Here is a 26,939-nt window from a genome sequence, read left to right on the forward strand (position 1 = left end):
TTCTCTCTCTTTTTTTTTCATTTGCATATGAATATTGTTTTATCATATGAAGATTATTTTTTTATTCCTTTACAGTTACAATTTATTGTTTTTGATGCAAAGTTAACATAATCTTCTACTATCTTATCCCAGTTAAATATATCCTCAACTCGACGTCGTCCACCATCAGCTAGTTGTTCTTCTATATTCTTGTTACTTAGAACATGTTCTATTTTTTCTTGTAATTGCTCTTTATTATTAGGTTTAATAAGATATCCTGAAATACCATCATCAACAACTTCCACAACTCCTCCTGATGCATATGCTATTGTTGGTGTATGACATGCATTTGCTTCTGATAATACCATTCCAAATCCTTCACGTGTAGATGGTAAAACAAGTAAATTTGCAAGTTTCATCTGATATATAAGTTCCTCATTTGTTAAATCCTGCATAAATTCTACATAATCACCAAGTTTATGATTATTAATATATTCTATGAGATTTTCTTTTTCAATACCTTTACCTACAATTACAAGCTTTATTCCTGGATAATTATCTTTAATATTATTTAATACCTCAAGTAAATGATCAACATGTTTATGTGGTACAAGACGTCCTACAAAAAGCAGACGATTTTTAGCAGTTTCATTACATTCCACTTTATCAATAGTATCTAAATCTACACCAATATACATAACATCTATATTTTTATTTTTTATGTTAAAATCATTTATTAATGAGTTTCTGGTTGCATCACTTATTGTTAATACTCTAGTATATGGTAGTTTTACAAGTATTTTCTCAGCTATTGATGCAAGTTTTGAAAATTGAATCCATTGATCATTACTATTTCTACTTGTATCATATATTGTTGCAATTAGTGGTGTTTTTGTTATCTTTGATGCAATAAGACCAGAAAGTAGTGGTGAGTATGCTTGTGCATCTATTATTGAATAGCTATGATTATTTATCCATGATATTACTGCTTTTAAATATTTTATAAAGTCAGTTTTTGATCTTATTGGTGGTTGTTTTATTACAGGTCCAAGTCTATGTATATTAACTCCATCTACCTGTTCATGATCAGGAGCATTATCAACTTTCATGGTTAATATATCAACTTCATGACCTTGTTCGACTAATCTTTTTGTTAGTTCATAGTATCTTCTTTCCCCTCCACCATTATAATGGGGAACGAAAAACTCAAGTATCATACAAAATTTCATTTATTTATAACCTTACTTTAATAATTTATTTATATATAAAAAAAAGAGTTTTCATCTTTTTTTTCTATTATATTAATTAATATTGTAACATCTAAATATAATAATATTTAGTAAATTATTTTTTTATTCTAATATTTTTTTTTGGATAAAAAAAAAGTAATAATTCAAAAAAAAAAATATTTAATCACAATAAGTGGAGTTGATAAATAATGGCAAAATTCACATTTAATGAAACATCAATAAAAGGAGTATATGTAATTGAAACACAAGTATTTGGAGATGAAAGAGGATACTTCATGGAAACATACCAAAAAGATATCTTTGATGAAGCAGGAATAGATGCAAACTTCGTACAAGATAATCAGTCAAGATCCAAAAAAGGAGTACTTAGAGGTTTACACTTCCAATATACACAACCTCAAGGAAAACTTGTACGAGTAATTAAAGGTGAAGTATTTGATGTAGCAGTAGATTTACGTTCTGATTCACCAACATATGGAAAATGGGAAGGTGTAATATTATCTGAGGAAAATAAGAAACAATTCTATATACCAGAAGGCTTTGCACATGGATTTGTAGTATTATCAGATATTGCTGAATTTACATATAAATGTACAGATTTCTACAATCCTGATGATGAGGGAGGAATTCTATGGAATGATCCTGAAATAGGAATTAACTGGCCAATAGATGATATTGATGAGATTATTTTATCTAAAAAAGATGAAAAATGGAAAACACTAGCTGAAACTAAAGATGATCTTAAATTCTAAAGATAAAAAAAAGAGGGAGAAAAAATAATATTTTAAATTTTATATAAAAAAGTAAGTTCTTTAGCTTAATTCTTTTTTATAAAATTAAATGAAAAAAAGGAGTTTTTTTAGATAAAAAAAATAATGTTTAAAAAAAAAGATTATTATATAATATTAATTTTTCTTTTTTTTAAATTCTTTAATATTATATATTATAGAATGTTATCATCTACTATTGCCATATTATAGTATTTTCGTGCATCAGGACTGTTTTTAAGTTTTGTTTTTAGTGATTTTTGGCTTTGTTTTTTGTATTTTTGTGCTAGTTTTAGTTGACTTTCTATAAATCCTTCATCTTCTACTAGATGCATTAATTTTTTTGCATATGTGTTTTCTGGATTTTCTATTTTTGCATGCATATTTGCTATTATATCATCATAATCTAAGTTAAATGCATCATTTATTTTGGTGATTTCATATATTATTTCATTTGCCCATGTTGTTAGTTTAATTTCTTTATTATCACGAGTTAGTCTCATTTCAGGGTTAAATGCTTCTTCTGCTACTTTTTCTTCGTTTATAAATCCTTCTTCTTGCCATTTAACATAGTCTGTTTCTTCTTTCATGAGAAGATATATTATAAATATGTGTAGAAATTTCATTTCATTTATTGATATTCCATTTTTATCAAATGGATTTATATCTACTGTTCTTAGTTCTATGTATTGTATTCCATCTTTTTTTAGTGATTTCATCATGTCTGTTGGATCTTTTGCTTTAAGTCTTATCTGAGTGTATAATTCTTTAGCTTCAGATAGTTCACCATCTTTTATAAATTGGTTTACATCATCAATAAAATGATCTACACTATCAAAACGAGGAAATAGTTCTTTTATGTTTTTATATCCACATGATGCATTTCTAAATGATGTTGCATTAGTACTATAGTATGCATTTTTATTATCTTTATGATTTGTTAGTTTTAGACATTCATCTATAAATGTTTCATCAGCTGCTATGGATGCTCCCATTAGGTATATGATGAGCCATCTGTATCTTAGGTAGTTTCGTACTATTTTTAGATATATTTGATCTTTAAATTCACGGTATGTGTAGTTTGAATCATAATTGTCATATAGTTTTTGTATTGTTTCATCTTTTAGTGAGAAGTTATAGTGTATTCCTGATATTAGTTGTTTTTTTGTTCCATATTTATTTGCTAGATTCATACGGTATTTTTCTGCATGCTGTCCATCTTTTTGGTTGTTGTATTTTGCTATTGGTATATCACTATCATCTTCTGGTAGTATTGGTGGTATTGATTGTGTCCATATGTATTCATTTGGCATTAGATTTTCATTTACTATATCAATTATCAAAGAAAGAAAGTTATATGTTTTATTTATTGTTTCAAATGTGGGTGTTACTATTTCTATTTGACTTTCTGAAAAATCGGTGGTTATGTATGGATTTTCAAGTTTGTCTCCGAATTGTTTTGGATGTGGAGTTTGTGTGAGTGTTGCATCATCATTTATTCTTACACCTTCTTTTTCAAGTCCAAAATTCCCTCTTTGTATGTCTTGTGGTGTAAGTATTTTTTGCATCGCTTTTATTGATTTCATAGTTATATTTTATGTGTTTGTATTATTAAATATTTTTAACAATGTTAAGATTAAAATAAATTAAATCAACATAAGATGAAAATATTATAAAAATTCCATTTTTAATAAAAAAAAAATATCATCTTTTAGGAGATTATTCAGGTTATTTTAAAATTATAAAAAAAAAGAAAAGGTTGTAACATTTATATAATAATGTCATAATGTCCTTTATTCTTTTTAAAAATAAGTGTTATTAAATTTAGCCTAACTAAAATGAGCCTAATTTTAATAACAAATATAATTATTATCTCAACTTTTATTTTTTTTGGTAAACTTAATATTTTTTTTAGCAGCAATGATCATTTTCTGATTCCATACATACACTGCATGTTGTTGGTATGTTTACTTTTTCTTTGTGTAGTTGACATAGTACTTCTTGTGTTTTTATTGTTTTACATACATGACAAAAGTGTGGAATTAAGTCTATTGATTGTAGTTCTCCATTCATTATATCTTTTGCCATATTTTTTATATAATCTTCAACTTCTGGATCAAAGTCTAATTCATGTCCTCGTTTATCACTGATATATTGAGATACTGCAGGTTGTGTTATATCTAGTAGTACTGAGATATCTTTTTGTTTCATTCCTAGGTTTAATAATTCTTTTGCAAGTTTTGATCTGATAGATGGGATTACATACCATACTACTATTTCACACGGTGGTTTCATTTTATATCTATTCCTCCAGAGTTTTATTATTATTAATTTAAAATTTAATTCCAATTATTTTTTTTGTATTTAATACAATATTATATCCTCATAACTATAGTTATATGATTTTTAGTATATAAATAATTTATTAATAAAATTCATACAATAAAAATAAGTATAAACTTCAAAAAAAAATATTTTTTCCAAATTATATAATATATTAAAAGTATCTTATTGAAAAAAAAGTAATTTATACTAAAAAAAACACATATATACTTAAAGAAAAAAATCAATACGAAAAAAAAAAATAATATTAAAAAAAAGATTAAAAAGGGGAAAATAATAAAATTGTAAAAAAAAGATAATAAAATTGGTGAGGTAATATGAATATAGAATGGTTTTATATTGCAGTAGTACTAGCATGTTCTGATATTCTTCATGGTATAATATGGCATACATTTTCAAACTTCTATATAATACTAGGAGATATAATACATAGCAAAGTAAAATCATCATTTACAACATGGATTATACATGAACTACTAGAAGCAATATTTCACTTCATAATATTAACACTAGTATTCCAGTCATTAACAATAGGAGTGCTTGCAGGATTTATACACTTTATAATAGATGTAGGACATCATTTCTACAATCTAAAATTAACACCAATACAACATAGAGCATTACACTTTGTAATAGAATCATTATTCTTTATGATAATATTATCACTCTAACCACCAATACCAATTTTCTTTTTATATCATACAATTAAAACTTTTCATTTCCTATTTTTTTTGATTTTTTTACATCTAATAACCCTAAAAAAAATACAACAACATCCATACCCCAGCTTTTATACATAACAATTATAAAATCATTAAAAAAACTAATTTAAATAAAAAAAAAGAGAGGACTGAATAAAACATGCCTGTAATAAATTTCACATACGATGAATTATTTAAAAAACTTGGAAAAGAACTACCAAAAGATGAACTAATAAACATACTACCAATGATATCAAGTGATGTGGAAGGATACGATGATAATGAAGTAAAAACTGAATTCTTCCCAAATAGACCTGATAACTACAGTGTTGAAGGAATAGTAAGATCACTAAAAGGATATCTTGACATTGAAGTTGGAATGCCAAAATATGACGTGAAAGAAACTGATATAACAATCAATGTAGATGAAAAACTTGAAGATATAAGACCATATGTAGCAAGTTGTATCATACGAAATGTAAGTATAAATGATGAACAACTAAAAAATCTCATGGAATTTCAAGAACATCTCCACTGGGTAATAGGACGAGATCGTAAAAAAGTTGCAATAGGAATACATGATCTTGATAAAACCGCTGGTGGACCATTCTATTATAAAGCAGGAATACCTGATGAAACCACATTTATACCACTAGAACATACAGAAGAACTCACACTTAATGAAATACTCCTAGAAAATGAAAAAGGAGAAAAATATGCAAAACTACTAGATGACTTCAAATACTATCCTTTAATTGTTGATAGTGAAGATAATATAATGTCAATGCCACCAATTATTAACAGTGATAAAACCAAACTTACAACAGATACTAAGAACCTATTTATTGATGTAACAGGAACAGAGCTAAATGCAGTTACAAATGCATTAAATATAATAGCAGCAAATCTCGCAGAAAATGGTGCAACAATAGAAACTATCACTGTAAACTATCCATACCATGAAAACCTCACATACCCAGACTTTGAATGTAGAGAAATGGAAGTACACCGTAAAGTTGCAGAAGAATACATTGGTATATCATTAACTGCTGATAAGATCGTTGAATGCTTAGAAAAAACACGTTTTGATGCAAAAAAAATAGATGAAGATACAGTCCTTGTAACAATACCAAGATACAGAATAGACATACTTCATGAAGTAGATCTAATTGAAAACATAGCATTTGGATATGGATTTAATGATCTTCCTGCTGAACTTCCAAACTTTTCAACTGTAGCAAATCCTGACCCAAAACGTGAATTTGATAAAATTGTAGAACAACTAATGATAGGACTAGGATTTACTGAAATTAAAAGTTTAATGTTAACAAGTGAAGATCAACACTACAAAAAACTTAACCATGAAATTGATGAAGAACACATAAGAGTATCACAGCCAATAACACAAGATCGTACAATGATCAGACAAACTCTTATAAATAGTCTACTTGAATTTTTAGAAGATAATAAACATGAAGAACTACCACAGAAAATCTTTGAAATAGGAGATGTAGCATATCTTGATGAAAGCAAAGAAACAAAGATGGTTACAGTTAAAAAACTAGCAGCAGCACAAATATCAACAGAAGCAAACTTCACAACAATCAAATCAATAGTAGAATCATTCGTATCAAACATGGGCTTTACTATGACACTTGAAGATTCAGATAATCCAACATTTATAATGGGAAGATGTGCAAAATTCACAGCAACACCAATGTTTAACAATACACCATTCACATTTAAAGGATACTTTGGTGAAATAAGTCCTGATGTACTAACAAACTTTGAACTTGAATATCCAACAATAGCATTTGAAGTAGAATTTAGTGAAAATAAAGAAGAATAATTCTTTTATAAATAATTCATCTTCTATCATCTCTTTTTTTTTATTTACAATTTTCTCTTTTTTTGAATTTTATAAAATAAAAATCTATTTAAATATTCTATTTTTTTTGTGAAATTTCTTTATTTATTAAGATAATATGAATTGTTCGTAGTAAAATTAATAAAGTAATTTTATTATAAAAATTCAATTTAACTTATATATATTTAAAACTATATAATTATAAATCATGAAATATCGGGAACTCGGAAAAACTGGGATTAAAGCATCAATTCTAGGATTTGGAGCTATGCGTCTTCCATTACTTGATGAAAATCCAGAACATGTTGATATAAAACAAACAACACAAATGCTAGAATATAGTATTGAACATGGAATTAACATGTTTGACACGGCATTAGTATATCATACAACAGATCGCAAAAAGCCGGGAGTAAGTGAGACCATTCTTGGTGACATTTTAAGTAGTGGGTTCTCAGATAAACTTCATATATCGACAAAGATGCCCTCATGGGAAATGAAATCATGGGAATATGTTGATAGAACATTAGATTTACAATTAGAACGTCTTAATTTAGACCAAATAGATTTATTCTTTGTACATTCTATCAAGGATTCCTATTATAATGAAATCAAAGAAGCTGGACTCTATGAATTTGTAGATAGAATCTTAAGTGATGGTCGTATAAAACATGTATGTTTTTCAACACATGGTTCATATGATCTTTTATGTCAAATACTAGATGATTATGATAAGTGGGAGTGTGCATTAACACAACTTAATTATCTAGATGATGATGAAAATCCAGGACTACGTGGTGTTAAGAAATTAGATAAACTTGGTCTTGGAACAATGATTATGGAACCTCTTCGTGGAGGAAAACTTGCAACTAATCAGCCCCCAACAGTTAAAAAAATATTTGATAAATCTGAAAAACAGTTGAAATCAATACAATGGGCTTTCAATTATCTTTGGGATAAAAAAGAAGTTGATTGCATACTAAGTGGAATGTCGACATTAGATCAGGTACAAGAAAATATAGCATTAGTAGATAATGCTGAAATTGGAATGTTATCAGATCAAGATCGAGAAATTCTTAAAGAGGTAAAAAGTGAATATGATCACTTAAATAGTATACCATGTACAGGATGTAATTATTGTATGCCATGTCCATCTGGTGTTAATATTCCTAAATGTATACGAGAATATAATATGGATAAGCTAGGTGATAGTTGTGTTGATTCAGTACAATATCGTTTCCATATGCATGAAGATAGACAAGCTCATAATTGCACAATGTGTGGTGAATGTTTAAGTGTTTGTCCACAAAATATCAATATTCCAGAAAAATTAAAGCTCATTAACAAACATTTTGGAGCTTAAATGATATTATGACGAGGGAAATAATGGTAGTTAATTTAATTCCTCGTGTTCTAACACTTGAAATAACCGTAGTGGAATTATTTAATGAAATAAATAAAACATTTGACAATGATATAATTGTTAATTTTGAAGGCATTGAATGTATGAATGTTAGTTTTGCACAAAAATATAATGTGTATAAACGTAAAAGTCCGAAGAATATTACGGAAATAAACTTACATGAATTTGCCCCATTAATGAGTGTATCAGCAAATTTATTTGAATATTAAAGTAAGATAAAAAAAAAGATATGATAAATTATTCTTACTTTAATTTTCATTTTTTAAAAAATATTAATATCAAAAGGATGTTCCCTTGAAAAAAAACTATAAAAAAAAATTAGTGAATAGAAAAAACATAAACTCCTTAAATGTGAAATAATAAAAAAAAACATGACCACCTATATTAAAATAAAAATTAACAACCCTAATTACTCTTTTTCATTATAAACTCTTTTAAATTTTGTATATAAAATTAAAATATTTTCTATTTTTATTTATTTTATAAAGTACCATATTAATTTAGAATTTTTATATGAAAAATATTAGAATTTCTATATTATTATATCCTTATTCATTTAATAGAAGTCTTAATTTATTAAGATGTATTTCTATTTTATATTCTATTTACTTATACTTAAATTATATTTTTAGGATTTTTCACTGTTTAATACTACTTTTTAGTATGTTAACATATATATGTGATTTTAAAATTTATCATAAATAAATAAGTAGATATAAATAATAATATTTTGTTACAATAAAAATTATAATTATTAAAACAAACATGAAAAATAAAAACTATACTTTTAAAAACATGAGATTATATATATAATATACATGTCTCAATTTAATTTACAATCAACATACAAACCTTTAGGAGATCAACCTAAAGCAATAAATTCAATTGTAAACAACTTCCAAAATGGAATAAAAGAACAAACACTAGAAGGAGTAACAGGATCAGGGAAAACCTTCACAATGGCAAATGTAATAGAACAACTAAACAAACCAACACTCGTCATGTCACACAACAAAACACTAGCAGCACAACTATATGAGGAATTTAAGGAATTCTTCCCAGATAATGCGGTTGAATACTTTGTAAGTTACTTTGACTACTACCAACCAGAAGCATACGTAGCACAAACAGACACATTTATAGACAAAGAATCCACAGTAAATGAAGAAATAGACAGACTAAGACACTCAACAACACAATCACTACTAACACGTGATGATGTAATTGTTGTATCAAGTGTATCATGTATCTATGGTATAGGATCACCAGAAGATTACCTAGAATTTACATTAACATTAGAAAAAGGTGAAATAACTACACGTGATGCAATACTAAAATCACTAGTAGATATGCAATATCAACGAAACAACACAGCACTTGAACGTGGAAACTTCAGAGTAAATGGAGATGTAATTGAAATCTTCCCAATAAATGCAAATTATGCAATAAGAATAGAATTATGGGGAGATGAAGTAGATGTAATATACAAAATAGACCCCCTTAAATCAAGCATAATTGAAGAAGTACAAAAAATCATAATATTTCCAGCAAAACACTTTGTAATATCACAACAAAAACAAGATGTAGCAATAAAAAACATACTCGAAGAACTAGATGATCGCTTAAACACACTAAAAGCTGCTGGAAAACTACTTGAAGCACAACGACTTGAACAAAGAACCAAATATGACATGGAAATGATAAAAGAAATAGGTTACTGTACAGGAATTGAAAACTATTCAATGCACATGAATGGACGTAAGTGGGGTGAAACACCATTTTCACTTCTTGGATACTTCCCAGAGGATTATCTTACAATAATTGATGAATCACATGCAACAATACCACAAATTAGGGGAATGTATGCAGGTGATAATGCACGTAAAACAAACCTGGTAGATTATGGCTTCAGATTACCAAGTGCTAAAGAACACAGACCTCTTAAATTTGATGAATTCATGCGACTTCAAAACCAAATACTATATGTATCAGCAACACCAGCAGCATTTGAATTAGGACGAAGCAAAAACAAGGTTGAACAAATCATCAGACCAACAGGACTAGTTGATCCAAAACCAATAATAAGACCAGTGAAAAACCAGGTAGATGACTTACTTGGTGAAATAAAAATAAGAGCCAATCGTGATGAACGAGTTCTTATAACATCACTTACCAAGAAAATGGCAGAAGATCTAACAGACTACTATATCAAAATGGGAATAAGAACACGCTACTTACATTCTGAAATTACAACACTTGAACGTACAGAAATTATAGATGAACTTAGACGTGGAGAATTTGATTGTCTAGTAGGAGTAAACCTGCTTCGTGAAGGACTTGACATACCTGAAGTATCTCTTGTTGGAATACTTGATGCTGATAAAGAAGGATTTCTAAGATCACAAACATCTCTAATTCAAACCATAGGACGAGCATCAAGAAATGTTAATGGAGAAGTAATACTATATGCTGATAATCTTACAGATTCCATAGTAAATGCTGTAAATATCACAAAAAGAAGACGAAAAATACAAATGAAATACAACAAAGACCATAATATTACACCAAAAAGTGTAGTACGAAAACTTAAAATAAAAGACAGAAAAGATCAAATAGTAGATGAAATTAAAGACTTCGATAATGTAACAACTGACGAAATAGAATTAATCATAAAAGACTTAGAAGACATGATGCAAAAAGCAGCAGCAGATCTAGACTTTGAAAAAGCTGCAAAATTACGAGATGAAATTAAAAAATTAAAAGAGGAATAAGCTTATGCAGACAGAAGAAAATATAAGAAAACAAGCTATAGCAGATCGTAAAATAATCATAAAAGGGGCACGAGAACACAACTTAAAAAATATAGATGTAACAATACCACGTGATGAATTCATAGTAATAACTGGACTAAGTGGATCTGGTAAATCATCACTAGCATTTGACACCATATACTCAGAAGGACAAAGAAGATATATGGAATCACTCACCTCCTATGCAAGACAATTTTTAGGACAAATGGAAAAACCAGAAGTAGACTACATAGAAGGACTATCTCCTGCTATATCAATTGACCAGAAAACAACAAGACTAAATCCCAGATCAACAGTAGGAACAATTACAGAAATATATGACTACCTAAGATTACTATATGCAAGAATAGGAATAGCACACTGTCATAACTGTGGTCAGGAAATATCACAACAAACACCAGGACAGATAGCTGAAACAATTATAGATGACTATAATGAAAAAAGAATCTATCTACTAGCACCAATTATTAAAGCAAAAAAAGGAATGCATAAAAAAGTATTTGAAGAATATAAGAAAAAAGGATTTGTACGAGTACGTGTAGATGGACAAATAAGATCTCTTGATGAGGAAATTGTACTTGAAAAAAATGTTAAACATACAATAGAACTTGTTGTTGATAGATTAAAAGTAATAAATAATGAAAACTTTAGAAAAAGACTAGTTGAATCAGTAGAAACAGGAGTAAAACTAACAGATGGACTAATTGCAGTAATAGATGCAGATGATCCTGATAATGAACATATCTATTCTGAAGAAATGGCATGTCCTGAATGTGGAGTAAGTTTTACTGAGATAAGTCCACGTATGTTTTCATTTAACAACCCAAGAGCAGCATGTCCTGAATGTAATGGAATTGGAAGTACACTAGAAATAGATCCAGAACGAGTAATACCAGATCAAAGCTTAAGTATACGCCAAGGAGCAATCAAACCATGGAGTAACTCAAAAGACACAGAACGATATTACAATAAGATACTTGAAGCACTCGCAGAACATTATGATTTTAGTCTTGATGTTCCATATCATGATCTTCCTGAAAAAATACAAGACATACTAATGTATGGAACACTTGATGAAAAAATAACATTCTACTTTGAAACACGTAGTGGAAAACAACAAAAAGTAGTAAAACCATTTGAAGGTGTTCTTGCAAACATGAAACAACTCTATATGGAAACACCATCAAAATACAAAAGAAAAGCACTAAAAACCTACATGGTATTTGAAGATTGTCCTCGATGTCATGGAGACAGACTAAAACCTGAAATGCTAGCTGTTACAGTAGGTGATATGAACATAGCTGATGTAACTAAATTATCACTTAGTGATTCATTAGAATTCTTTGAAAATCTAAAACTAAATGAACGACAAGAATTTATAGGTCGTGAAATACTAAAAGAAATCAGAGAAAGACTAGAATTTCTAAATGATGTAGGACTTAGCTATTTAACATTAGCTCGTTCATCAGGAAGTCTATCAGGTGGTGAAGCTCAACGTATTCGTCTTGCAACTCAGATTGGTAGTAGACTTATTGGTGTATTATATGTTCTTGATGAACCAAGTATAGGATTACATCAACGTGATAATATGAAACTTATTCATACTCTAAAACAATTACGTGATCTTGGAAATACATTAATTGTTGTAGAACATGATGAGGAAACAATACTTGAAGCTGATAATGTATTAGATATTGGACCTGGAGCAGGAGATAATGGAGGACTTCTTATAGCTCAGGGAACACCTGAGGAAATTCGTGAAAATAAAAACTCAATAACAGGAGACTACCTATCTGGTCGTAAAAAAATAGAAGTACCAAAAACCAGACACCAAGGTAATGGTAAAACAATTAAAGTTATAAATGCATATGAAAATAATCTAAAAAATATAAATGTTGAATTTCCACTTGGAAAATTTATCTGTGTAACAGGAGTATCAGGATCAGGTAAAAGTACACTTGTAAATGAAACATTATATCATGGAATATATGAAGCAAAAACTCGAAAACACAAATTTAAAGTAGGAAAACATGATCGTATTGAGGGAATTGATAATATTGATAAAACAATAGTAATAGATCAATCACCAATAGGACGAACACCAAGATCAAATCCTGCTACATACATAGGACTTTTCACATATATTCGTGACTTATTTGCACAAACTCCAGAAGCAAAACAAAGAGGATATAAACCAGGACGATTCAGTTTCAATGTAAAAGGTGGAAGATGTGAAGCATGTAAAGGAGATGGAATTGTACAAATAGAAATGCACTTCCTATCAGATGTTTATGTTCCATGTGAAGTATGTGGAGGAAAAAGATACAATCAAGATACACTTAATATCAGATACAAAGGAAAAAACATAAATGATATTTTAGAGATGACTGCAGATGAAGCATTAGAATTCTTCGAAAACATACCAAAAATAAAAAGAAAACTTCAAACTCTAGTAGATGTAGGACTTGGATATGTGAAACTAGGACAACCTGCAACAACCCTATCAGGTGGAGAAGCACAACGTGTAAAACTTGCAAAAGAACTAAGTAAACCAAGTACCAATAACACAATGATAATACTTGATGAACCAACAACAGGACTTCACTTTGAAGATATAAACAAACTACTAAAAGTACTACAAAAACTAAGAGATCAAGGAAATACACTTGTTGTGATAGAACATAACCTTGATGTTATAAAAACAGCAGATTATATCATTGACCTTGGACCTGAAGGAGGAGTAGATGGAGGAGAAATCATAGCAACAGGAACACCTGAAGAAATTGCAGAAAGTGGAACATACACAGGTAAGTATCTTAAAGCAATGCTTGAAAAATAAATACTCCCCCCTTCTCCTTTTTATTTACTTTTATACTCCTATTTTCCTATAAATTAACAAAAAAAACTTTATTTTTTCATTTTTAAAAAAAAGTAATAGTAAAACTAGGTTAAATTAATAAAATCATGATCAAAAATTAAAACATTTTTGTATAGTTTAACTAAAAAAGGAAAATATTATATATTAAACTAAAATATAGTTATATGTGATTAAGAGTATTTTTTAGTAGTATATAATAAACTAAAATTTTCTTTAATTAAAGTAAAAGAAAAAGATTTAGTTTATAATAATTATACTTCAATATTGACATTAAAAAAATATATTTTAATAGTTTAACAAAAAATAAAGGAGATATTATGCAATTACAATTCTTAGGAACTGGTGGTGGAAGATTTGCAACTATCAGTCAAAAACGTATGACTGGTGGTTTTCGAATTGATGACATCGATGGTAAGAATATACATATCGACCCAGGACCTGGAGCTTTAGTAAGAAGCCATCAATATGGATTAAATCCTCGGAAAATTAATTTATTATTGGTAAGTCATTGTCATACTGATCATTATAATGATGCTGAAGTACTAATTGAGTCAATGACACAAGGTATGACTAAAAAAGCAGGGCATGTAATTGGAAGTACGAGTGTTATATATGGTCATGAAGAACTTGGACCTTGTATATCTCAATATCATCAATCAAAACCTAAAATCTCTTGTCTTAAACCAGGTGATGAGGTAGTTGATGATAATATAAAAATTCGTGCAACTAAAACAAATCACAGTGATCCTACATGTGTTGGTTTTAACATTCAATGTGGAAACTTCAACCTTAGTTATACATCTGATACTGAATATTTCCCCGAGTTAGCAGATGAACATAAAGAGGCAGATATACTAATTGGTAATGTCATAAAAGAAGGTGAAAGAAAAATTAAGGGTCATCTTAGAACAATTGATTTTAAACAATTAATTGAGGAAGTACAACCAAAAATAGCTATTATGACACACCTTGGTGTAAATCTGATAATGAATAACCCTTTCCAAAATACAAGAACAATAACAGAAGAAACAGGTATTAGAACTATAGCAGCAACAGATGGATTAACAATGAATCTTGACCAATACCTATAATAAATAATGTGAAAAGATTCACCTAAAGGATAATATTTAAAACTAAAGGTAAGTTTTATGTACTTTTAAGAATATAAGTATTATTTAGTAGTAAGTTAATTTTCATTTTTTACTGCTTATTTTTTTTTTAAATTAAAATAAGCCCTGATGGCTCAGCCAGGAACAGTACCTGACTCGTAATCAGGGGGTCGGGGGTTCAAATCCCCCTCGGGGCTTAAACTATTTTATAAGAGAATTAAAAAAATTACTTCTTTTTTTTTATTTTAAATTATTATACACTACTTTTTTTTAGAAATTTAATGAACTTATTCTATTGTATCAGGATGTATGAATCCTGCTCGTATCATATGATCTGCTATTACCATGTTACATGCAGCTTCTGCTACTGTTGTTATACGTGGACAGATACATGGGTCATGTCTTCCTTCAATTTCAATTGTTGATTCACACATTCCTTCAAGATCTACTGTGTTTTGTATTCCATTTACTGATGGTGTTGGTTTTACTGCAATTGTTAGTATTATTGGCATTCCATTTGACATTCCACCAAGTATTCCACCAGCATTATTTGTGGTTGTTATTATATTACCATTTTTATCTAGTGTTATTGGATCATTCATCTGGCGTCCTGTTAAATTTGCTGCTTTAAAACCAATTCCTACCTCAACACCTTTTACAGCTCCTATATCCATTAATGCTTTTGCAAGATCTCCATCTAGTTTATCAAATACTGGTTGTCCTAGTCCTAGTGGTACATTATCTATTATTATTTCAACAATTCCACCTACACTGTTTCCATCTTGTTTTTGTTTTAGTATTTCATCTTCCATAAGTTGTGCAACTTCTAAATCTGCACATCTAACATTATTTTGTGTGATGTTTTGTTTTATTTCATCAATTGTGTATTTTTTTGTACTTTTTATGTTGTGTATTTGTGTTACGTGTGCTGTTGTTGTAATATTAAATTGTTCAAGTAGTTTTTTACTTACTGCTCCTCCAATTACATGTCCTATGGTTATTCGTCCACTTCCTCGTCCTCCACCATTGTAGTTGTAATTTTTAAATTTCTGATTCCAGCATAGGTCTCCATGTCCTGGTCTTGGCTTGTTTTTTAGGTTGTCATAGTTTTTACTTCTCTGATCTTGGTTTCGTATTATTGCTGTTATTGGTGTTCCATCTGTTTTTCCTTCAAATATTCCTGATAGTATTTCTACTTGATCTTTTTCATCACGTGGTGTTGTGATGTTACTTGTTCCTGGTCGTCTTTTATTTAGTTCTTCTTGTATGTCTTGTTGTGTTAATGGTAGTCCTGCTGGGCATCCATCTATTGTTGCACCTAGTGCTTTTCCATGACTTAGTCCAAATGTTGTTACTTTAAATATTTCTCCTGTTGTATTTGCACTCATATTATTTAATTCTCCTTTCAATTTTTTATTTTTTTTTATCAAAAGATTATGTGTATAAAAAAGGTGGTTTGGTATTTTTTAATTAAAAATTTAATAAAAAAGTTTGTAGGGGTGGTTATTTATCCCTATTTAGGTTTTTTACTGATTGTTTTATTGATTGTTCATATTGTGGTATGTGTTTTTTGATAAATTGATTTATCTTTATAATCTCAGGTTGGGTTTGTCTTTTTTTAGTTGTGTGTTTTATGTTTGTGGTTTTTATCCATTCATATATCCATTCATCTGGTATATCTTCGAGTGGATATATTGTGTTTTGGTCTTTTTTTTCTTCAATTTTCTGGGAGTTTATCATTTGATTTAGGTATTGGTTTATGAATTGTGTTAGTGTTTGGTTGTTTGTATATTTTATATTCTCATCATTATCATTATGTGTTATTGTTATTCCATATTTTCTCTGGTAAGGTTCTAGTATTATGTTTGATAGTATGTCTTCTGGTTTATCTGTGTTTGGTGTGTATATGTGGTCTTTTGGTTTTATCTGGTTTTTTAGTGTTCTTGATGTTTTTATGCATATTTTCTGAAATAGTTTTGAGCGTATTATAGGTATTTGAGGATAGGTTTCATGGAATGTGTCTTCTTTTTTTCGTGAGAATTTTGAGAATTTTAGGTTGTTTATGTAGATTGTATTTTGATAGAAGCTTATGTATCGTGTGTCTACTCCTATTTTATTTAGTGTTTTTATAATTTGACGTGTTTTTGTATCCATTATATATTTTCCCTTTTTTTTATGATTTTAGTTTTTTGATTATTTGTGTGGTTTGTTTTGTATCTAGTTGTCCTGGTGCTGATGTTTCTTCTATTGATGCATATGTTATTGGTGATCCCATGATTGGTCCTATTATTCGTGTGTATGTTCCAAGTTTATCCATTGAAATAGCTACTAAATTATCATGTTCCATCATTAATTGTAGGATTATGTATGTATCTTCAAGAGTATGTGGTTTTACTGCTATTTTTGGTATGACACCTATATCAGATGCCTCATTTATTATGTTTTTAAGGTATTGTTTTTCTGGTGTTTTATCAAAATTATGATATGATATAATTGTCTTATTTGCAGCATCAATTACCTGATTTCTAAGTTCAGGTTTCGTCATATATTCAATATCAGTATATTCAACTAGTGGTGCATTATCACATAGTATTTTGATACGTTCATCATCAGATCCTTTAAAGTATCCTCCCTCATCTTCTGTACGATTTGTTAGAATAATTGGCTTGTCTGTATAATTTTGTATTTCTATTATTATATCATGTACCATAGTTGATGTTACATTTTTTATTGTATCAACACGTAGTTCAATATAATCCACATTATCTAGATTCATTGTTTTTAGTGTTTCTAGAATTTCTTCTTTATTTTCTTTTATTATTGATCCACATACGCCTGTATTAATAGTAAAACCTTCCATAAATTTTTTTATTCATATAATATATATTTCTATTTCATGTAATATTTTTAATTTTATGATAAAACCATCATATCATATAATAAACTATTATAATATAATATTATACCCATAAATAAAAAAATACAGATAAAACATAAATACTAACTAACAAAAAAAAACATGAAAAAAAAAGTAGTGGGTGAGATAATAATGAAAATGATAAGTTTTGGAATTGATATATCAGACAATGACATATCATGTAGTGAAGAGCTAATAATAGCAGTAGAAGATGATCTTTATAAAATAGAAGATGCAGGAGCACAATTTGCAAGAATTACCAATATAACAGGTGATGATCTAGTAATAACAGCAGTGATAGATGATGATGACAAACTAAAAGAAGTAAATCAGGCAATATTTGATGTACTTAAAAATAATGCATTAGGATTTGAAGACCTAAATGGAGTCGGAAAAACAGAACAAGAAGCAGGAGAAGGAATATCATATGTTGAAATTGATCTTAATAAGAAATTCTATCCTGATGCAATAATTGTAGCTTTTGACACATACTGTGGTGAAGCATTTGTAGATGATGTAGCAAAACAAGCATATAATGCAGCAAAAGGAATAGATGGTGTAGCAGATATTGGAGTAAGTTCTACAAAAGGAATAAAACACATACCAGGAGTAGGATATGTATCATCAAAAACAGATGATCCAGTAGTAGTAGTTGCAGTTGAGGATATTCATCAGGTAGGTGTAATAGCAGGTGCAATAATAGGAGCAGTTCTTGGATATAGAAATACATATCTTGTAAAACGTGGAACACCAACAAATGTAATACCAGGAAGTGTAATATTTACAGTATCTGCAATATTAAATAGTAATGTAATGGACTTAGCTGAACCATTTAGCTATATTATGAGATTACTTAAAAAATAAATAATTTAAAATACTTAGGATAAGAATTATATTTTTTTATATCCAATTTATAAAATTTTACATAATCTTTTCCTTTTTATTTTCTACTTTTTTTCTTAGCTTACATGTTATAGTTTTTAAATTAAAGATATCTATAAAAGATAAAACTTAATATTAATGATTTACATAAATTATACTAGAATAATCAATAATAAAAAAAATAATAATATTTTTTTATAAATATATAAGGAACAATTTGAAGTGGAGATAGAATAGTGATACTTTTAAATAAGGGCACAAATATTGTTGTGCAAGGAATTACTGGAAAACAAGGAAGATTTCATACAAAAGAAATGTTAGATTACAATACAAATATTGTAGCAGGAACAAGCCCAGGAAAAGCTGGACAAACAGTAGAAGGAGTACCAGTATATAATACTATTGAGGAAGTAAAAAGATACCATCCTGAAGTAAATACAAGTATTATATTTATACCTGCACCATTTGTAAAAGATGCAGCATTTGAAGCAATATCAGAACTTGACCTGGTAATTATTATCACAGAACACATACCAATCCATGATTCAATGGAAATAGTAGAATATGCAAAAGAACATGATACTGTAGTAATAGGACCAAACACACCAGGAATAATCACACCAGAAATTGGAAAAGTTGGAATTATGCCAACACACATATTTAAAAAAGGAAACATAGGTCTTGTATCAAGAAGTGGAACATTAACATATGAAATAGCAAGTGAAATATCAGACTCAGGACTTGGAATAAGTACAGCAATAGGAATAGGTGGAGATCCAATCACAGGACAAAACTTCATAGATGTACTTAAAAAATTCGAAGAAGATCCAGATACAGAAGCTATTGTAATGCTTGGTGAAATAGGTGGAATAGCAGAAGTAAAAGCTGCAAAATATGCACAAGAACATCTAACAAAACCTATCATATCATTTATTGCAGGAGTATCTGCACCACAAGGAAAACGTATGGGACATGCAGGTGCAATAATTGAAGGAACAGATGGAACAGCAGAAAACAAAAAAGAACTACTTAAAAGTTTTGGAGCACATGTAGTAGATAAGCCAAGTGAAATTGTAGCAGTAATCAAATCACTATAAGGTTTATATGAAAATTTTTCCAAAAAAAATAGGAAAAAAAATAGGAAAAAAGACAGTAATTCAAAAAAAAATATACCTAAACACCCATAAACTTTTTTTTTATTCTTTTTTTATAAGCAACACTTTTTTTCTAATTATTAGCAGACAATCTTAAATAAATTAATCATTAATACTAACTATAAATTATCATACTTTTTTTTTATTAAATAATATGAACAACAAAACTATAGAACAAATATAACAATACAAAAAAAAAGATAAAAAATAACTTTCATAAAAAAAAAAACTTAAATAAAAGGGATGTGTAAGTAAAAATGCAACTAAGTGAAAAAGAAATCCTAGAAAAACTAAAAACAGGTGAAATAAGACTCTTTGAAATAGAAAAATACACAAACACAGCAAATGAAGCAACAGATATAAGACGAAAATACATAGAAAATGAAACCAAAGTACAACTACCACATATAGCAAGCTACTCAATAGACATGACAGATACAGCAGCAAAAAATATAGAAAATCAAATAGGAACAATCCAAATACCAGTAGGAGTAGTAGGACCAATCGAAATAAATATGGATAATGAAACATTCAAAACATACGTACCAATGGCAACAACAGAAGGAGCACTACTTGCAAGTGTTAACAGAGGATGTTCAACTATACGAAAATCTGGTGGATGTAATGTATCAATACTAGCAAATCAAATGACACGAGCACCAGTAATTAAAACCAAATCAACCCGAGATGCAAATCAACTAAAACAATGGATAAAAAACAACTTTGATGAAATAAAAAAAGTTGCACAAAGCACAACAAGCCATGGAAAACTACTAAAAATAGATCCAATAGCAATAGTAGGACGATATGTATACCCAAGATTTGTATTTGACTCAGGTGACAGTATGGGTATGAACATGGTAACAATCGCAACAGAAGAAGCATTAAAACTAATTGAAAAAGAAAATGACATAGATGTAATAGCACTAAGTGGAAACTTCTGTGTAGATAAAAAACCATCAGCAATCAACATGATTGAAGGACGAGGAAAAAGTGTAGTAGCAGAAGTAATAGTACCAAAAGAAGTTGTTGAAAAAACACTAAAAACAACAACACAAGAAATAGTAGAAGTAAACTACTCAAAAAACCTACTTGGATCAGCTATTAGTGGAAGTTTCGGATACAATGCACACTTTGCAAACATGGTAGCAGCACTATTTCTAGCAACAGGACAAGACCCAGCACACGTAGTTGAAGCAAGTCTTGGAATAACAACAGCAGAAAATGAAAATGGAGATTTATACTTTAGTGTTACACTACCAGATTTACCAGTTGCAACAGTAGGTGGAGGAACACGTCTTGAAACAGCAACAGAATCACTTAACTTAATCGATGCTAAAGGATCTGGAAAAGTTAATAAATTTGCATCAATAGTAGCAGGTATAGTACTAGCAGGTGAACTATCACTAGCTGGAGCTCTTGCAGCAGGACACCTAGCATCAGCACATAAGAAACTTGGACGATAATAGAAAATATTTTTAAATATAATAAAATTCAAAAATAACAAAAAGAAAAAAAAAATACATAGGAAGGAATCAAAAATATGAAAGTTTCACCGAAACAATTCATTAAAGACTACATTGCTATGAGTAGATATATAGCTCTAGGATCACTTGATGGTATACTAACTGTAATGAGTATATCACTCACAGCAGCAGTAGCAGCAATAGCAGGAGGACATGCAAACCCTGTAACTGTAGGATTAACAGGACTAAGTGGTGGAATAGCTCTTGCATTATCAAATGGATTTGGATCATACATAGGCGAACATGCAGAAGAAGAAAAAGATATGAGAACTCTTGAAAATAAGATGCTTCTTAATAATAAACAATTAAATGATACAATTATCGAAGAAAAAGCAAAATACAGAGTACGCCTAAGTATGATTACTCATGGATCATCTAGTTTTCTAGGATCATTTATACCATCAATACCATTTTTCATACTACCTGATATATACTCAGCAATAGCAGGAACACTAATAATATGTTTCGTACTTCTAATAATACTTGGATCATACCTAGGACACATATCAAAAGAAAGTATGAAAAAAACAGCTGGACAAATTGTAGCTGTAGGAATACTTATTGTAATAATAAGTTACCTTATGGGAGGAGGACACGGATAAAAAAAAAACTACTCCTAATATAACCCCTTTTTTTTAAACTAATTTTTTTTTATTTGAAATGGAGAAATAATATAATGTTATATAAATATCATGTAGTACTACTAAAAGATGATGTAATAATCACAGATAAATATTATAAAAAAGATGAAAAACCAGATATGGATGAATATCAGAAACTAAAAGATCAAACAGGAGCAACAGAAATAATACTAAATACAATAGATGATGATCCACTAAATTCAATAATCAAAGAAAATATAGATATCTAAAAATATATATAATCTCCCTTCCAATAATTCTTTTTTTTATTAAATACTTTTTTTTCATATCCATAAAAGCTAACATTATCATATTCTAAATGCTAAATAGTATCTTATCATATGGAGATTATTTGTTTCTGTAATAATTCAAATAATAGTGTTAGATTCTTTAAATATGGGTTGAAAAAATATTATTTTTAAAATATTTGAGTTTCTACTATTTTTTTATATTAGATTAGATATATTATTATAATAACTAAAGTACTAATCGATTATAAGGGGAGGTGTATTTATGTCTATGAAATATAATTATATTTTTGCTATTCTTGCTATTATTTGTGGAATTATTGGTACTTTCATTGCATTTTTTATGTCTGTATTTAGTGAGGATTTAATTTTTAATGCTTTAATGGCACTGATTTCTACTATTTTTGGTGGAATTAGCATGTGGCTTTATAGTAAAGATCCATTTAAGTCTTGTGTATTATATGTTCTTTGTGCTTTTGGTGTTTTAATTGGTATTTTTATTTTTGGAATTCCAGCATTTTTATTATTTTTAATGGCAGCTATTGGTGCTTATATGGAACGTGATAAGGTTGATATTCCAATTAGTCCTACAGCAGAAGTTCATACTTTTGGAGAACAATCAGCAACTCAGCAATTTAGCAGACCACCTGTGGATACTAATAAGTACTGGATAATTCATATTATTCTTGTTATTATTTTAATTTGTATTCTTGGTGCTTCTATGGTATATGATTCTGCACCTGCTGAAAATGAGACTGTGCTTAATGTTACTAATATTTCTATTACATCTGAGGGTTATTCTCTTTATACTGTAAAATGTGATATTGTACCACTTGAGAATTTCAGTTATCTTGAAATGCAGGTTATATTCTATGATAGTAGTGGAGCTGTTATTGGTAAGAGTCCTCTAGCTTGGAATATAAATAATCCTGTTGCTAATGAGACAATTAAAGCATCAGGTAGAGCTACTACTGATAGTTCTTCAACAAGACCTGCTCGTGCTGAAATTTATATTTATGATAGTGTCTTTAGTGGTAATGATACATCTGAGGCTGTTTATCATAAGACTGTAAATATTTCATCAAAGTAGATTGATAGTTGGATATAAAATTTATTTTTTCTTTTTTTCTTTTTTTATTAGTTTTTGTTAAATTTTTTCTTTTATATTTTTGATATTGTTTTATTTTTCTATTTTGAATTTAGCTTATTTTTATCATGATTTATTATAATTAATTATATTTTTACTGGCTTTTAGTAATGATTTATAATGATATTTAAACAAAATATTTATATACTATTAATAAAATAGTAAGTAATACGTATATAATTAGTTTAGTTTGTCTAAAACAAAACAGTTCGCTTTGAGTTATGAGTTTTTTTTTCGACTATATTTTTAACTTATACTAACTCAAATAAAAAGAAATAATATTCATTTTTTCCCACTACAAAAAAATGATATTAATTAAAAAAACATGACTATAATTATACGTTACTTATTTGATTATACAGGAATAAAAAGTAGTATGAAATCAAAACTACTTTTTAAATTATCTTTTTTTTTAAAATAAATTTTAATTTTTAAATTAACTAATTTTAATAAATATTTATAATAAAACTTCATACCTTTTATAATGATTAATCATAACTACTACTATTCTAATCAAACTTAATTTTAAAATTACAAAATAAACTTTTTAAAATTTACTAAAAACCTTGCTGTTAATTTCCTTTCATTTTCCGGTCATTTGAAAAAAAATTACCAAAAAGTATATATAGAACATAAGATATAGTCATTATTACGTATATAATTAGTTTAGTTTGTCTAAAACAAAATAATTCGTTTTGGGTTATAAGTTTTTTTTCGACTATATTTTTAACTTATAATTTAAAATAAAGATAAAAAATATCATCTCCCACTACAATTTGATATTTTTTATAAAAATGTAACTATTCTTATACGTTACTTATTTGATTATACAGGAAAAAATAAAAGTAGTAAAAGTTTTAACTACTTTTAAATATCTTTTTTTTAAAAAATAATTACTTAAAAAACTCAAATTACTATTTTAATAACAATTTTATCTTTAAAAATAACTTAATCATAACTTTTTCATTAATTATCATAAAATATATAAATGATAAGTAAAATAAGTATGTAATGTTATAGTGATTATATTAGTTTGTCTAAAATACTACAACTTAAAATTAAATGAATATCTACTATTTAATTTAAGAAACAGTAAAAAAAATAATATTTTAAAAAATCACCACTTAAATATTATTAAAAAACGGGAAAAAATTTACTAATACATCCTATACACACAAAACCATTTTTTTTGATATATAAATAAATAAGAAGATAAAATAAGTATCTGATCCATACTTAAAGTCTTCTTTTTTTAAAATCTTAACTTTAAAACAATACTCTTTTTTTAGAATAATAATACTTGAAAAAATATTAAACTAACTTAAAAAATTAGATGTAACATTTAAATACTAGTGCTATATAATAATATAATTAGTATAGTGATAAGTTAGTTTAGTCAAACACGATAAAATAAACATAATATTAACAATTTCAAGTTTTTTCACTATATTTTTTAGCTTGAAATAAGAAGAATCAAAGTATTATGTCCATAGGTATAATATCATTTTTCCCACTACTTTAATGATATTAACACTACTAACAAATATCTCTATACTCCACTTATTTGATTTCAAAGGAAAAACACAGTAGTATTAAATACCTCTTTAATACTACTTTTTTTTTAAAAATATTACTTAACATTGTTAACTAATGTTTACATATGAAAAAACACAAAAAAAATCCTAGATAAGATAATAAAAAAAAATATAAACTCCCACATAAAAAAAATATAAAACTAAATATAACAACCTCTAATAATAACTTAAAAAAAATACTAATTTTTAATAATAAAAAAAAACATCAATACATAAAAAAAAACAATACTATCCTATATTAATATAATAAATTTATTTATCTAATAAAAAAGATACAATAAAACATTGATAAAAAAAAATATCAAAAAACACACAACAACAAAAAATGTAGATACAACAATCGTATATTAATTACAAAAAAAATTTGTATCTTTTTTTTAAATTTGATAATAATATTTAACAAAAGGAGTTTTATAGAACATGATAAGATGTATTTCTTGTGGCGAAGAATATGACGACGATGAAATAATATACACATGTAAAAAATGTGGATCCATACTAGAAGTAGAAGTAGACGTAGAAAACATACCACGTAAAACATTTGACTGCAGACGTGATAACATATGGAAATACAAAGAATTTCTACCAGTAAACGCAGAAAACCGAGTAAGTCTTGATGAAGGAGGAACACCATTTTGTAAATGTGACAAAATAGGAAAAGAACTCGGAATAGATCTATATGTAAAAGTAGAAGGATCAAACCCAACAGGAAGTTTCAAAGACCGTGGAATGAGTGTAGGAACAACAAAAGCAGTAGATCTAGGCGTAGATATGGTAGGATGTGCATCAACAGGAAATACATCAGCATCCCTATCTGCATATGCAGCACGAGCAGGACTAAAATGTGCAGTAGTACTACCATCAGGAAAAGTAGCACTAGGAAAACTAGCACAAGCAATGTTCCATGGAGCAAAAGTATTCTCAATAGATGGAAACTTTGATGATGCACTAGAAACAATAACAGAACTAGCATTAGAAGGAGAACTATACCTACTAAATTCAATAAATCCATACAGACTTGAAGGACAAAAAACAATAGGATTTGAACTAGTACAAGACCTAGGATGGGAATCACCAGATCGTGTAATATTACCTGTTGGAAATGCTGGAAACATATCAGCAATCTGGAAAGGAATATGTGAATTTAAAGAAGCAGGATACATGAAAGATGTACCAAGAATGACAGGTATACAAGCTGAAAACTCAGCACCAATAGCAAATGCAGTAAAATCAGGCTCAGATGAAGTAATACCTGTAGAAAATCCTGATACAATCGCAACAGCAATTAGAATAGGAGCACCTGTAAGTTCAATTAAAGCAATGAGAGCAATTAAAGAATCAGATGGAACAGCAGAAACTGTATCAGATGATGAAATACTTGATGCACAAATGTATCTAGCAAGAACTGAAGGAATAGGAGTAGAACCAGCAAGTGCAGCATCAATAGCAGGACTTAAAAAACTTGTAGAAAATGGTGAAATAGACCAAGGAGAACGTGTAGTATGTATTGTAACAGGACACGTACTAAAAGATCCAAACGTTGCAATAGATGCATGTGAAGAACCAACGAGTGTATCATCAGATCCTGCAGATATAAGAAATGTACTAAGAACAATATAAAAAAAAAAGAATATTAGATAATATTATCTAAAATAATATGACCATCCCACTTTTTTTTATTTTTTCTTTTTTTTTCTTAATA

At 28.2% G+C, this 26,939-nt stretch carries 22 protein-coding genes and 1 tRNA gene; 16 read left to right on the forward strand and 7 right to left on the reverse strand.

Features of this window, described 5'->3' with window-relative positions:
• Positions 1 to 53 precede the first annotated feature (53 nt).
• Positions 54 to 1,208, reverse strand: coding sequence for a glycosyltransferase family 4 protein (locus tag MSCUN_RS02215; protein WP_095608064.1), 1,155 nt, complete (start codon positions 1,206 to 1,208; stop codon positions 54 to 56).
• Positions 1,209 to 1,417: 209 nt separating this feature from the next.
• Here MSCUN_RS02215 and rfbC point away from each other — a divergent pair, with 209 nt between their 5' ends.
• Entirely contained in the window at positions 1,418 to 1,981 is a 564-nt protein-coding gene (gene rfbC / locus MSCUN_RS02220; protein WP_095608065.1) for a dTDP-4-dehydrorhamnose 3,5-epimerase, read from the forward strand.
• 191 nt (positions 1,982 to 2,172) lie between these two features.
• Here the strand turns inward: rfbC and gshAB are convergent, their stop codons facing one another.
• Positions 2,173 to 3,582: a bifunctional glutamate--cysteine ligase GshA/glutathione synthetase GshB gene (gene gshAB, locus MSCUN_RS02225; protein WP_095608066.1), complete on the reverse strand. Its 1,410-nt coding sequence runs from the start codon at positions 3,580 to 3,582 to the stop codon at positions 2,173 to 2,175.
• A 325-nt stretch (positions 3,583 to 3,907) separates the two neighbouring features.
• Positions 3,908 to 4,291, reverse strand: coding sequence for a transcriptional regulator (locus tag MSCUN_RS02230; protein ID WP_095608067.1), 384 nt, complete (start codon positions 4,289 to 4,291; stop codon positions 3,908 to 3,910).
• Positions 4,292 to 4,656: 365 nt separating this feature from the next.
• On the opposite strand from MSCUN_RS02230, the gene MSCUN_RS02235 reads away from it, so the two are divergent.
• The 8 genes from MSCUN_RS02235 to MSCUN_RS02270 all read left to right on the forward strand — a co-directional run bounded on the left by MSCUN_RS02235 (position 4,657) and on the right by MSCUN_RS02270 (position 15,324).
• Positions 4,657 to 5,010, forward strand: a complete 354-nt coding sequence (locus tag MSCUN_RS02235; protein ID WP_095608068.1) for a hypothetical protein — start codon at positions 4,657 to 4,659, stop codon at positions 5,008 to 5,010.
• Positions 5,011 to 5,200: 190 nt separating this feature from the next.
• Positions 5,201 to 6,889, forward strand: coding sequence for a phenylalanine--tRNA ligase subunit beta (pheT, locus tag MSCUN_RS02240; RefSeq protein ID WP_095608069.1), 1,689 nt, complete (start codon positions 5,201 to 5,203; stop codon positions 6,887 to 6,889).
• 226 nt (positions 6,890 to 7,115) lie between these two features.
• Entirely contained in the window at positions 7,116 to 8,270 is a 1,155-nt protein-coding gene (locus MSCUN_RS02245; protein WP_095608070.1) for an aldo/keto reductase, read from the forward strand.
• A gap of 8 nt (positions 8,271 to 8,278) precedes the next feature.
• Positions 8,279 to 8,539: a hypothetical protein gene (locus MSCUN_RS02250; RefSeq protein ID WP_095608071.1), complete on the forward strand. Its 261-nt coding sequence runs from the start codon at positions 8,279 to 8,281 to the stop codon at positions 8,537 to 8,539.
• A gap of 609 nt (positions 8,540 to 9,148) precedes the next feature.
• Positions 9,149 to 11,101 carry an excinuclease ABC subunit UvrB gene (gene uvrB, locus MSCUN_RS02255; protein ID WP_095608072.1) on the forward strand — a complete coding sequence of 651 codons (1,953 nt, stop codon included), beginning with the start codon at positions 9,149 to 9,151 and terminating at the stop codon, positions 11,099 to 11,101.
• Positions 11,102 to 11,105: 4 nt separating this feature from the next.
• Positions 11,106 to 13,979: an excinuclease ABC subunit UvrA gene (uvrA, locus tag MSCUN_RS02260; protein ID WP_095608073.1), complete on the forward strand. Its 2,874-nt coding sequence runs from the start codon at positions 11,106 to 11,108 to the stop codon at positions 13,977 to 13,979.
• Positions 13,980 to 14,335: 356 nt separating this feature from the next.
• Positions 14,336 to 15,109 carry an MBL fold metallo-hydrolase gene (locus MSCUN_RS02265; RefSeq protein ID WP_095608074.1) on the forward strand — a complete coding sequence of 258 codons (774 nt, stop codon included), beginning with the start codon at positions 14,336 to 14,338 and terminating at the stop codon, positions 15,107 to 15,109.
• 141 nt (positions 15,110 to 15,250) lie between these two features.
• A tRNA-Thr gene (locus MSCUN_RS02270) sits at positions 15,251 to 15,324 on the forward strand.
• Positions 15,325 to 15,414: 90 nt separating this feature from the next.
• Here the strand turns inward: MSCUN_RS02270 and aroC are convergent.
• The 3 genes from aroC to aroD all read right to left on the reverse strand — a co-directional run bounded on the left by aroC (position 15,415) and on the right by aroD (position 17,987).
• Entirely contained in the window at positions 15,415 to 16,515 is a 1,101-nt protein-coding gene (gene aroC / locus MSCUN_RS02275) for a chorismate synthase (protein ID WP_095608075.1), read from the reverse strand.
• Between the two features lie 115 nt (positions 16,516 to 16,630).
• Positions 16,631 to 17,281 carry a hypothetical protein gene (locus MSCUN_RS02280; RefSeq protein ID WP_095608076.1) on the reverse strand — a complete coding sequence of 217 codons (651 nt, stop codon included), beginning with the start codon at positions 17,279 to 17,281 and terminating at the stop codon, positions 16,631 to 16,633.
• Between the two features lie 19 nt (positions 17,282 to 17,300).
• Positions 17,301 to 17,987: a type I 3-dehydroquinate dehydratase gene (gene aroD / locus MSCUN_RS02285; RefSeq protein ID WP_095608077.1), complete on the reverse strand. Its 687-nt coding sequence runs from the start codon at positions 17,985 to 17,987 to the stop codon at positions 17,301 to 17,303.
• 189 nt (positions 17,988 to 18,176) lie between these two features.
• Between aroD and MSCUN_RS02290 the strand changes: the two genes are divergently transcribed.
• The 5 genes from MSCUN_RS02290 (at position 18,177) to MSCUN_RS02310 (ending at position 22,477) form a co-directional block, all read left to right on the forward strand.
• On the forward strand, positions 18,177 to 18,908 hold the full coding sequence (locus tag MSCUN_RS02290; RefSeq protein WP_095608078.1) for a hypothetical protein: 732 nt from the start codon (positions 18,177 to 18,179) through the stop codon (positions 18,906 to 18,908).
• 254 nt (positions 18,909 to 19,162) lie between these two features.
• On the forward strand, positions 19,163 to 20,023 hold the full coding sequence (sucD, locus tag MSCUN_RS02295) for a succinate--CoA ligase subunit alpha (protein WP_095608079.1): 861 nt from the start codon (positions 19,163 to 19,165) through the stop codon (positions 20,021 to 20,023).
• Positions 20,024 to 20,337: 314 nt separating this feature from the next.
• Positions 20,338 to 21,546, forward strand: a complete 1,209-nt coding sequence (hmgA, locus tag MSCUN_RS02300; protein ID WP_095608080.1) for a hydroxymethylglutaryl-CoA reductase (NADPH) — start codon at positions 20,338 to 20,340, stop codon at positions 21,544 to 21,546.
• 77 nt (positions 21,547 to 21,623) lie between these two features.
• A complete protein-coding gene (locus MSCUN_RS02305) occupies positions 21,624 to 22,208 on the forward strand; it encodes a TIGR00267 family protein (RefSeq protein ID WP_095608081.1) in 585 nt (194 codons plus the stop codon).
• Between the two features lie 74 nt (positions 22,209 to 22,282).
• Complete coding sequence (locus tag MSCUN_RS02310) at positions 22,283 to 22,477, forward strand: hypothetical protein (protein ID WP_095608082.1); 195 nt, start codon at positions 22,283 to 22,285, stop codon at positions 22,475 to 22,477.
• Positions 22,478 to 22,777: 300 nt separating this feature from the next.
• On the opposite strand, the gene MSCUN_RS08260 is transcribed toward MSCUN_RS02310, so the two are convergent.
• Positions 22,778 to 22,915 (reverse strand): hypothetical protein, encoded by a 138-nt coding sequence (locus tag MSCUN_RS08260; protein WP_170103992.1) that lies wholly within the window; start codon positions 22,913 to 22,915, stop codon positions 22,778 to 22,780.
• On the opposite strand from MSCUN_RS08260, the gene MSCUN_RS02315 reads away from it, so the two are divergent.
• Positions 22,914 to 23,585, forward strand: a complete 672-nt coding sequence (locus MSCUN_RS02315) for a hypothetical protein (RefSeq protein ID WP_143744845.1) — start codon at positions 22,914 to 22,916, stop codon at positions 23,583 to 23,585. The two genes, MSCUN_RS08260 and MSCUN_RS02315, sit on opposite strands and share 2 nt — an antisense overlap.
• Before the next feature lie 2,072 nt (positions 23,586 to 25,657).
• Positions 25,658 to 26,857, forward strand: a complete 1,200-nt coding sequence (gene thrC, locus MSCUN_RS02320) for a threonine synthase (RefSeq protein WP_095608084.1) — start codon at positions 25,658 to 25,660, stop codon at positions 26,855 to 26,857.
• Positions 26,858 to 26,939 lie beyond the last annotated feature (82 nt).

This window comes from Methanosphaera cuniculi, assembly GCF_003149675.1.
Taxonomy (GTDB): Archaea; Methanobacteriota; Methanobacteria; order Methanobacteriales; family Methanobacteriaceae; genus Methanosphaera; species Methanosphaera cuniculi.